Genomic DNA, 8979 nt, shown 5'->3' with positions numbered 1-8979 from the left:
ACCGCCAGCACGATGTGCGGCGCCTGCGGTTTTCCGTCCAAGCCCGGTACGGCGCCGGGCTTGATGGTTTCGAACGAAAAGCCTTCCGCCCCGGTGCCGCAGCGGCCAAAGCCCTTGAACGACGAATTCGGCTGCGCGCGGGAATCCTGCGGGTCGGAGAACCGGCCCTGCGAATCCGCCTGCCAGATCTCCAGCATCGCGTCGGGCACGTTGGCGCCGTCGCCGTCAAACACAAAACCTTCGATGCGGATGCGCTCGCCGGAGACGTCGGGCGTCAGCAGATTGTTGCTGAAGGCGTCGTTCCAGGCATACTTGCCGTTCGGGGTCAGGCCATAGGCGAAATACGGACCGACGGTCTGCGAGGGGGTGATACCGGACATCAGTGCGTATCCAAGGGCGTGGCGCTGCGGCCGCGCAGCACGATGTTGAAGCGATAGGCCAGCGCCCAGCCGGGCTCGGTGGCGTCGAGATCGAAATCCGACACCATGCGATTGCGCGCCCGCTCGTCGGTCACCGAATTGAAGATCGGGTCGTAGGGAAACAGCGGATCGTTGGGGAAATACATCTGCGTCACCAGCCGCGACACGAAGGCATGACCGAACACCGAGAAGTGGATGTGCGCGGGCCGCCAGGCGTTGGGGTGATTGCCCCAGGGATAGGCGCCGGGCTTCATGGTGACGAAGCGGTAATGGCCCTGGGCGTCGGTCACGGCGCGGCCGGCGCCGGTGAAATTCGGATCGAGCGGCGCCGGGTGCTGGTCGACCACATGGACGTAGCGGCCGCAGGCATTGGCCTGCCACAGTTCGACCAGCACATTGGGCTGGCCGCGGCCATCCTCGTCCTGGACCTGGCCATGGACGATGATGCGCTCGCCGATCGGCTCGCCCGCATGCATGGTGGTGAGGTCGTGATCGCCGGGCCGCACGGTCTCGTGGCCGTAGACCGGACCGGTCAGCTCCGACAGCGTCTGCGGCATCAGGATGCGCGCCTTCTGCGGAGCCCGCTTGATAGTGCTCTTGTAGCCGGGCGACAGCCGCGGCGCATGCGCGGCATTGCTCTCGATGGGATAGATCAGCGTCATGTGTTTTCCTCAGGTCTTTCCCCCGTCATTGCGAGGCGCGAAGCGACGCGGCAATCCAGGGGCCACAAAGAAAGACTGGATTGCTTCGTCGCAACGGCTCCTCGCAAGGACGGCCGTTGGTGTCGTGCTCAGTTCAGCTTCTCGATCGCCATCGCCACGCCCTGGCCGACGCCGACGCACATGGTGGCGAGGGCGAGCTTGCCGCCGCGCTTCTCCATGCCGTGCACCGCGGTCATCGCCAGCCGCGCGCCGCTCATGCCGAGCGGGTGGCCGAGCGCGATCGCGCCGCCATGCGGGTTGACGAAGTCGGCGTCTTCCCTGACGCCGAGTTGGCGCAGCACAGCAATGCCCTGCGACGCAAAAGCTTCATTGAGCTCGATCAAATCGAAGTCGCTGATCTTGAGGCCGAGCCGCGCCATCAGCTTCTGGGTCGCCGGCACCGGGCCGATTCCCATGATGCGCGGCGCCACGCCGCCCGACGCCAGGCCGAGGATTTTCGCCCGCGGGGTCAGGCCGTGCTTCTTTACCGCGGCGGCGGAAGCCAGGATCATGGCGCAGGCGCCGTCATTGACGCCCGACGCGTTGCCGGCGGTTACGGTGCCGTCCTTGCGCACGATCGGGCGCAGCTTGGACAGGCCCTCCAGCGTGGTCTCGGGACGCGGATGCTCGTCCTTGTCGACGCTGATCGGACCAGCCTTGCCACCCGGCGCCATCACCGCGACGATCTCTTCCGCGAAATAGCCGGATGCGATCGCCTTCCCGGCGTTCTGCTGCGAGCGGATCGCGAACGCGTCCTGGTCGGCGCGGGAGATCTGGAAGTCCTGCGCGACATTCTCGCCGGTCTCCGGCATCGCGTCGACGCCATACTTTTCGCGCATCAGCGGGTTGATGAAGCGCCAGCCGATCGTGGTGTCGAAGATTTCGGCCGAGCGCGAGAACGCCTCGGTCGCCTTGCCCTGCACGAACGGCGCGCGGGTCATGGATTCGACGCCGCCGGCGATGGCGAAATCGATTTCGCCGGCACGGATGGCGCGGGCGGCGGCGCCGACGGCATCGAGGCCGGAGGCGCACAGGCGGTTAAGTGTCGCACCGGGAACGGAATCCGGCAGGCCGGCCAGCAGCAGCGCCATGCGCGCGACGTTGCGGTTGTCCTCGCCGGCCTGGTTGGCGCAGCCGTAATAGACTTCCTCGACCGCGGCCCAGTCGATGCCGGGATTGCGGTCCATCAGCGCCTTGATCGGCGTGGCGGCGAGGTCGTCGGCACGGACCTTGGCCAGCGAGCCGCCGAAGCGGCCGATCGGCGTGCGCACCGCGTCGCAGACAAATACATCGCTCATTGAATTCTCTCCCTGTGGCACGCCGTCCGCGTTGGACCGCCGGCAATTGCAGGTGTTTTAGGAAGGCCGGCCCGGCAGGTCAAATCAACGCTGGCCCGGAGCGCTGCATTCCGCGGAGAGCCGATATGCGGACATGGTTGACCTGTCAACCACGGCGTTAAGCTCGGCTTGTCGCGGACGCGCCGCAGCGCGAAGCGCCGCACGTCCGGATAGGGAAGGAACATCTGACTAGGCGGCAGTCGCCTTGAAGGTAATCCGGCCGGGCTGCCCGGTCTTGCGGTTCGGCTTCATCACGATCTCGATGTCCTGCTCGAACACTGTCAGCATTTTCATCAAACGTTCGGCCGAATAATCGTCGAAGTCGCCGCGCAACAGCAGCGACAGGTCGGGTTGGTGAATGCCGAGCAGCCCGGCGGCCTTCACCTGCGTCAGTCCACGGGCCTTGATCAGCCGGTGCAGTTGCGCGACGATCTGGCTCTTGAGCAACCGCTGCGCGGCGTCCGGCAGGCCGAGGTCGGCGAACAGGTTGCAGCTGCTCTCATGGGCCTCGATTGCTTGCGCGTCGACCTTGGGCTTCGTCATGGCCTCACCCCTTCTTGCGCGTGCGAAAATGCATTTCAGCGTCGCGCAGTCGCGCTTTGATCAGTTCGATGTCGTGCTGTGGCGTACTGATGCCCTTCTTCGCCTTCTTCTGGAAGGCATGCGGCACGTAGACCACTTCCGCGAACCGCACCGTGTAGACGGCGCGGTAGGTGTCTCCGTCGAAATCGTCGACCAGTTCGAGCACGGATCGGCCGCCAAATCCTCTCAGCGCCTTGGCCGCGACAGGCTCGTCGCCGTGCTGGACCTGGCCCAGCGCATAACCCATGCGGTTCTTCACCAGCGGCGGGAATCGCTTCAGATCCTTCAGGCTGGAGCCCACAAAGATGCAGGGTTTCGGGTCTGATCGGTCGTCGCCCAGCACTCAATTATAGGGCCATCCCTATAACACGCAACCCGCCATCAACACTGGAAAACGCGCCCCGCGCCCTGTGATTGCCCGGGTAAAATTTGCTAGCTTCCGCCGCCATGACGATCCAGCACAACATCCCTGCCCCGCCCGAATCCGCCGCCCCCGTGGAAGACATCACGCGGGTGTCGCCGATGATGGAACAGTACCTCGAGATCAAGGCCGCCAATCCCGGCCTGCTGCTGTTCTACCGGATGGGCGACTTCTACGAGATGTTCTTCGAGGACGCCGAGACCGCGTCGCGGGCGCTCGGCATCGTGCTGACCAAGCGCGGCCGTTACCAGGGCGCCGACATCGCGATGTGCGGCGTCCCGGTGGAGCGCTCCGACGACTATTTGCACCGGCTGATCGCGCTCGGCCACCGCGTCGCGGTGTGCGAGCAGATGGAGAATCCGGCGGAGGCGCGCAAGCGCGGCAACAAGAGTGTGGTGAAGCGCGACGTGGTCCGGCTGGTGACGCCGGGCACGCTGACCGAAGACACTTTGCTCGACGCCCGCACCAATAATTACCTGCTGGCGATCGCCCGCGCCAAGGGCTCGTCCGGCGTCGACCGCATTGGCCTCGCCTGGATCGACATCTCCACCGCCGAATTCATCGTCACCGAATGCTCCGTCGCCGAGCTCGGTGCGACATTGGCGCGGATCAATCCGAACGAGGTGCTGGTCACCGACGCGCTGTACAGCGATCCCGAGCTCAGCCAGACCTTGCGCGAATTGCCGGCGGTGACGCCGCTGACCCGCGACGTGTTCGACGGCGCCACCGCGGGACGGCGATTGTGCGACTATTTCGCCGTCGCCACCATGGACGGGCTCAGCGCGATGTCGCGGCTGGAGGCCACCGCCGCCGCCGCCGCCGTCACCTATATCGACCGCACCCAGCTCGGCAAACGCCCGCCGCTGTCGCCGCCCTCCCGCGAGGCCGCCGGCACCACGATGGCGATCGATCCCGCCACCCGCGCCAATCTCGAACTGACGCGCACATTGAGCGGCGAGCGCAAGGGCTCGCTGCTCGACGCGATCGACGGCACCGTCACCGCCGCCGGCTCGCGGCTGCTGGCGCAACGCCTCGCCGCGCCGCTGACCGATTCTGACGCGATCGGGCGCAGGCTCGATGCCATCGCAACCTTCGTGGCTGACACCGCGCTGCGCGACGATATCCGCAGCGCCCTGAAGGCGGCGCCCGACATGTCGCGCGCGCTGGCGCGTCTCGCCGTCGGCCGCGGCGGCCCGCGTGATCTGGCCGCCCTGCGCGACGGCGTACACGCCGCCGACCGGGTGCTTTCGCGGCTCGAAGCCACCGACAATCTGCCGACCGACCTTGCAATTGCGATGAATGCGCTGCGCCGGCCGTCGCGCGACCTGGCGCAGGAATTTTCCCGCGCGCTGGCTGACGAATTGCCGCTGATGAAGCGCGACGGCGGTTTCGTTCGCGAGGGCTTTGAGGCCGCGCTCGACGAGACCCGCAACCTGCGCGATGCCTCCCGCCTGGTGGTGGCGGCGATGCAGGCGCGCTACGCCGACGATTGCGGCGTCAAGGGATTGAAGATCCGGCACAACAATGTGCTCGGCTACTTTGTGGAAGTGACGGCGCAGCACGGCGACAAGCTGATGACGCCGCCGCTCAACGCGACCTTTATCCACCGCCAGACACTGGCCGGCCAGACCCGCTTCACCACCGCCGAGCTCGGCGAGATCGAGGCCAAGATCGCCAATGCCGGCGATCGTGCGCTCGGCCTCGAGCTGGAAATCTTCGAGCGGCTGTCGGCCAAGGTCAGCGACGACGCCGAGGACCTGCACGCCGCGGCGCATGCCTTCGCGCTGCTCGATGTCGCCACCGCGCTGGCCAAGCTGGCGATCGACGACAATTACGTGCGCCCCGACGTCGACATGTCGCTCGGCTTCGCCATCGAGGGTGGCCGCCATCCCGTCGTCGAGCAGGCGCTTCGCCGCGGCGGCCATCCCTTCATTGCCAATGCCTGCGACCTGTCGCCGGGGCCCGCCCAAAAGTCCGGCCAGATCTGGCTGATCACCGGTCCCAACATGGCCGGCAAGTCGACCTTCCTGCGGCAGAACGCGCTGATCGCGCTGTTGGCGCAGATCGGCAGTTTCGTGCCGGCGACGCGGGCGCGGATCGGCATCGTCGACCGCTTGTTCTCCCGCGTCGGCGCCGCCGATGATCTCGCACGTGGTCGCTCCACCTTCATGGTGGAGATGGTCGAGACCGCGGTGATCCTCAACCAGGCCTCGGAGCGCGCGCTCGTCATTCTCGACGAGATCGGCAGGGGCACCGCGACCTTCGACGGGTTGTCGATCGCCTGGGCGGCGATCGAGCACCTGCACGAGAGCAACCGCTGCCGCTCGCTGTTCGCGACTCATTATCACGAGCTCACCGCGCTCTCCGCCAAACTGCCGCGCTTGTTCAATGCCACCGTGCGGGTCAAGGAATGGCACGGCGACGTCGTGTTCCTGCATGAGGTGCTGCCCGGCTCGGCCGACCGTTCCTACGGCATCCAGGTCGCCAAACTCGCGGGGCTCCCCGCCGCGGTGATCGCGCGCGCCAAGTCGGTATTGGCCAAACTCGAAGCGCAGGACCGCGGCCAGACCACCAAGGCGCTGATGGACGACCTGCCTTTGTTCGCCGTCACCGCGCGTGCCACCATCGAGCCCGTGGTGCCCACCGAAGCGGAAGCGCTGATCGCCGCATTGGCCGCGATCCACCCTGACGAATTGTCGCCGCGCGAAGCGCTCGATGCGCTGTACGCGCTGAAGGCGAAGCTGCCGAAGGGGTAGCATCCGCACTTTCCGCCCGTCATTGCGAGGAGCGAAGCGACGCGGCAATCCAGAGAGCCAAAAACAAAGAAAGAACTGGATTGCTTCGTCGCAAGGGCTCCTCGCAATGACGGCTGAGGGGGGATCAAGCCACGAGGACTTTCCTTCTTCCCCACGCCCACAGCCCGAGATTCCACGCTACGCAGGTCGCCAGCGCCAGGCTCAGCGACGTCACCGAACCCAGCCGCACCGCCGTCAGGTTCAGCACCACGATCGCCAGGCCGAAGCCGACCAGGCCGAAGCCGCCATGGGCGATCACCGCGGCCGTCGCCGGCCCGCCGATCCGCGGCTGCAGCAGCAGCATCATGCTGGTGAACACCACCGGATACAGCGCCAGGATGCCGCTGCCGGCCGGGCCGATGGTCGCCGACAGCGTCACCACCGTGGCGACCAGGGTCGATACCAGCACCGCGCGCAGCGGGATGTCATACCAGCGCCGGGTAATGAGCGGCATCCGGGCGTGGCGGAACCGGGCCGTCAGCGGCAGCACGATGGCGAAGGCGACCACATTGGCGGCGATGCCGGCGGCAAGCGACCAGTCCGTCATCCGCACGATCGCGGCGAGGCCTAACCAGACCAGCACCGCGCCGCCGAGGCTGACCACCATGCGGTGGCGCTGCGCCAGCCAGACATAGGTCAGGCCGAGGAACAGGGTGGCGGCATTGACCGGCAGGCTGGCCAGTGCGCCCTGCGCGATGAAGGCGGCGTCGTGATCGAGCGCCAGAAACACGTAAGACGGCCCCGCCGAGATCGGCAAGGAGGCCACCAGCGCGCCGATCGCCGCGCCGGAGCGCTCGGTGATGATCGAGGCGGTAACGACGAAAGCCGCGGTGACGGCCATGCGCGACAGCAGCGTCAGGGCGAAGGTAAGTTCGGGGGACATGAAGCGAGGGTACTTTCTTGCCCTCCCCGGAGCGGAGGGCTATCGCGACGACCTAACCAGATGTCGCAGGGCGGGTAGAGCTTCGCCGCGCACAGCGCGGATAAGCGTGCCCACGTCTTTCCCCGTGCGCGACAACGCGTGGGCACGGCGCAAGGGCGCCTTTGCCCACCCTACTACGAAGATGCCTTCCTACACCCGATGCATCGCCACCGACACCTTCGGTCCGTTGCGGATGGTCTGGTACACCACGCAATAGCGCTCGGTGAGTTTCAGCAGCAGATCGAGCTTGTCCTGCGGGGCATCGGTATCGACGTCGAAGCGCAGCCGGATTTCGGCGAAGCCGACCGGGGCCTCCTTGTCGACGCCGAGCGTGCCGCGGAAATCGAGGTCGCCTTCCGCGGTCACCACGCCGGACTTCAGTGGAATCTCGACCGCGGTTGCCACCGATTTCAGCGTCACGCCGGCGCAGGCCACCAGCGCTTCCAGCAGCATGTCGCCGGAGCACAGTTCCAGCCCGGAGCCGCCGGTCGCCGGATGCAGCCCGGCGGCGGCGATCTGGCGCCCGGTCTCGACCTTGCAGGCGATGCCGTCACTGTCGATCGAACCCTTCGCCTTCAGCGTGATGAAGGCGGATGTCGGATCGGTTTTGTAGCGCTCCTTGATCGGCGCTTGCGTGGCGCGCAGCGTGGCGGCGTCCATGGCTTTCTCCCTGATCTGGTTAACGGTATCTAATGGCGATTGACGCCAATTGTCACCACCCCGTTGCCTCGCCGGCAGCCGCCTGCAATGCGTCATCGGGCACGCCACGGTCCAGCGACCGGTCCAGCGCGGTCATCACGCGATGTTTCACCGCGTCGAACAAAGGCGAGGCGCGATCGCGCGGCCGGGCCAGATCGACCGCGATCTCGACGAACAGCAAACCGGGCCGCGGTCGCATCACCAGCACGCGATCGGCCAGTACCACTGCCTCGTCGACATCATGCGTCACCAGCAACAGCGTCGGCTTTGTATCGGCCCACAGATCGAGAAGATGGTCCTGCAGATCGCGCCGCGTGAAGGCGTCGAGCGCGGAGAACGGCTCGTCGAGCAGCAACACTGCCGGCCGCGGCGCCAGCGCCCGGGCAATCGCCACGCGCTGCGCCTGGCCGCCGGACAATTCGCGCGGCCAGGCTCTGGCCTTTTCCGCGAGACCGACGCGCGCCAGTCCCTGCGCGACTTTCTCGCGGCGCAGCGCTGCCGGCAGCGCCGCAAGGCCGAAACCGATATTGTCGGCGACGCTGAGCCACGGCAGCAGCCGCGGCTCCTGGAAGATGATGCCGATCTTTTCGTGCGGCGCGGCGATGTCGAGGTCGTCGAGCATGATGGTGCCGGTACTGGCGCGGTCGAGCCCGGCGATGGCGCGCAGCAGCGTCGACTTCCCGCAGCCGGAGCCGCCGATGATGGCGACGATCTCGCCCTGCGGAATGCTGGCCGAGAACCGCTGCAGCGCATGAACGCCGTTGGGATAGGTCTTGCCGACGCCATCGAGCTTCAGCATCAGGCGTCTCCGCCGCTGCGAAAGGCGTCCTGCCAGCGCAGCCACGGCGCCGACACGAGTTCGATCAGCGCGTCGGTGGACTTGCCGAGAATGGCGAAGATGGTGATGGCGGAGAGGATCTGCGCCGGCTTGCCGAGCTGCTGGCCGTCGATCAAGAGATAGCCGAGCCCTTCGGAGGCGCCCATGAATTCGGCGGCGACCACGAACATCCAGCCGAGGCCAAGCCCGACGCGCAGCGCCAGCACATAGGCCGGCAGCACCGCCGGCAGCAGGATGCGACGGATCATCGCCGGGCCGGACAGCC

The 8979-nt window shown here is 66.8% G+C and carries 10 protein-coding genes; 1 reads left to right on the top strand and 9 read right to left on the bottom strand.

Annotated features, from left to right (window positions below):
• From pcaG to Q0S16_RS02745, 5 genes are all read right to left on the bottom strand, one after another.
• The coding region (gene pcaG, locus Q0S16_RS02765; protein ID WP_295844778.1) for a protocatechuate 3,4-dioxygenase subunit alpha at window positions 1-380 on the bottom strand (380 nt) is incomplete at its 3' end.
• Window positions 380-1081: a protocatechuate 3,4-dioxygenase subunit beta gene (pcaH, locus tag Q0S16_RS02760; protein ID WP_295844776.1), complete on the bottom strand. Its 702-nt coding sequence runs from the start codon at window positions 1079-1081 to the stop codon at window positions 380-382. The genes pcaH and pcaG, both read right to left, overlap by 1 nt.
• Before the next feature lie 128 nt (window positions 1082-1209).
• Entirely contained in the window at window positions 1210-2418 is a 1209-nt protein-coding gene (gene pcaF, locus Q0S16_RS02755) for a 3-oxoadipyl-CoA thiolase (protein WP_295844773.1), read from the bottom strand.
• 228 nt (window positions 2419-2646) lie between these two features.
• Window positions 2647-3000, bottom strand: coding sequence for a helix-turn-helix transcriptional regulator (locus Q0S16_RS02750; protein ID WP_295844771.1), 354 nt, complete (start codon window positions 2998-3000; stop codon window positions 2647-2649).
• A gap of 4 nt (window positions 3001-3004) precedes the next feature.
• Window positions 3005-3382, bottom strand: coding sequence for a type II toxin-antitoxin system RelE/ParE family toxin (locus Q0S16_RS02745; protein WP_295844768.1), 378 nt, complete (start codon window positions 3380-3382; stop codon window positions 3005-3007).
• A 104-nt stretch (window positions 3383-3486) separates the two neighbouring features.
• Between Q0S16_RS02745 and mutS the strand changes: the two genes are divergently transcribed.
• Window positions 3487-6216, top strand: coding sequence for a DNA mismatch repair protein MutS (gene mutS / locus Q0S16_RS02740; protein ID WP_295844765.1), 2730 nt, complete (start codon window positions 3487-3489; stop codon window positions 6214-6216).
• Between the two features lie 124 nt (window positions 6217-6340).
• Here mutS and Q0S16_RS02735 read toward each other — a convergent pair whose 3' ends face one another.
• The 4 genes from Q0S16_RS02735 to Q0S16_RS02720 all read right to left on the bottom strand — a co-directional run.
• Entirely contained in the window at window positions 6341-7138 is a 798-nt protein-coding gene (locus Q0S16_RS02735; RefSeq protein ID WP_295844762.1) for a hypothetical protein, read from the bottom strand.
• 189 nt (window positions 7139-7327) lie between these two features.
• The gene (locus Q0S16_RS02730; protein ID WP_295844758.1) at window positions 7328-7837 is read right to left on the bottom strand and encodes an OsmC family protein; all 510 of its coding nucleotides are present in this window, start codon (window positions 7835-7837) and stop codon (window positions 7328-7330) included.
• A 52-nt stretch (window positions 7838-7889) separates the two neighbouring features.
• On the bottom strand, window positions 7890-8675 hold the full coding sequence (locus Q0S16_RS02725; protein ID WP_295844756.1) for an ABC transporter ATP-binding protein: 786 nt from the start codon (window positions 8673-8675) through the stop codon (window positions 7890-7892).
• Window positions 8675-8979, bottom strand: a 305-nt coding sequence (locus tag Q0S16_RS02720) for an ABC transporter permease subunit (RefSeq protein ID WP_295844754.1), incomplete at its 5' end; no start/stop codon positions are given. The genes Q0S16_RS02720 and Q0S16_RS02725, both read right to left, overlap by 1 nt.

It is taken from the genome of Tardiphaga sp., assembly GCF_025356345.1.
Classification (GTDB): domain Bacteria; phylum Pseudomonadota; class Alphaproteobacteria; order Rhizobiales; family Xanthobacteraceae; genus Tardiphaga.
This window is presented reverse-complemented; position numbering and strand designations above follow the sequence as displayed.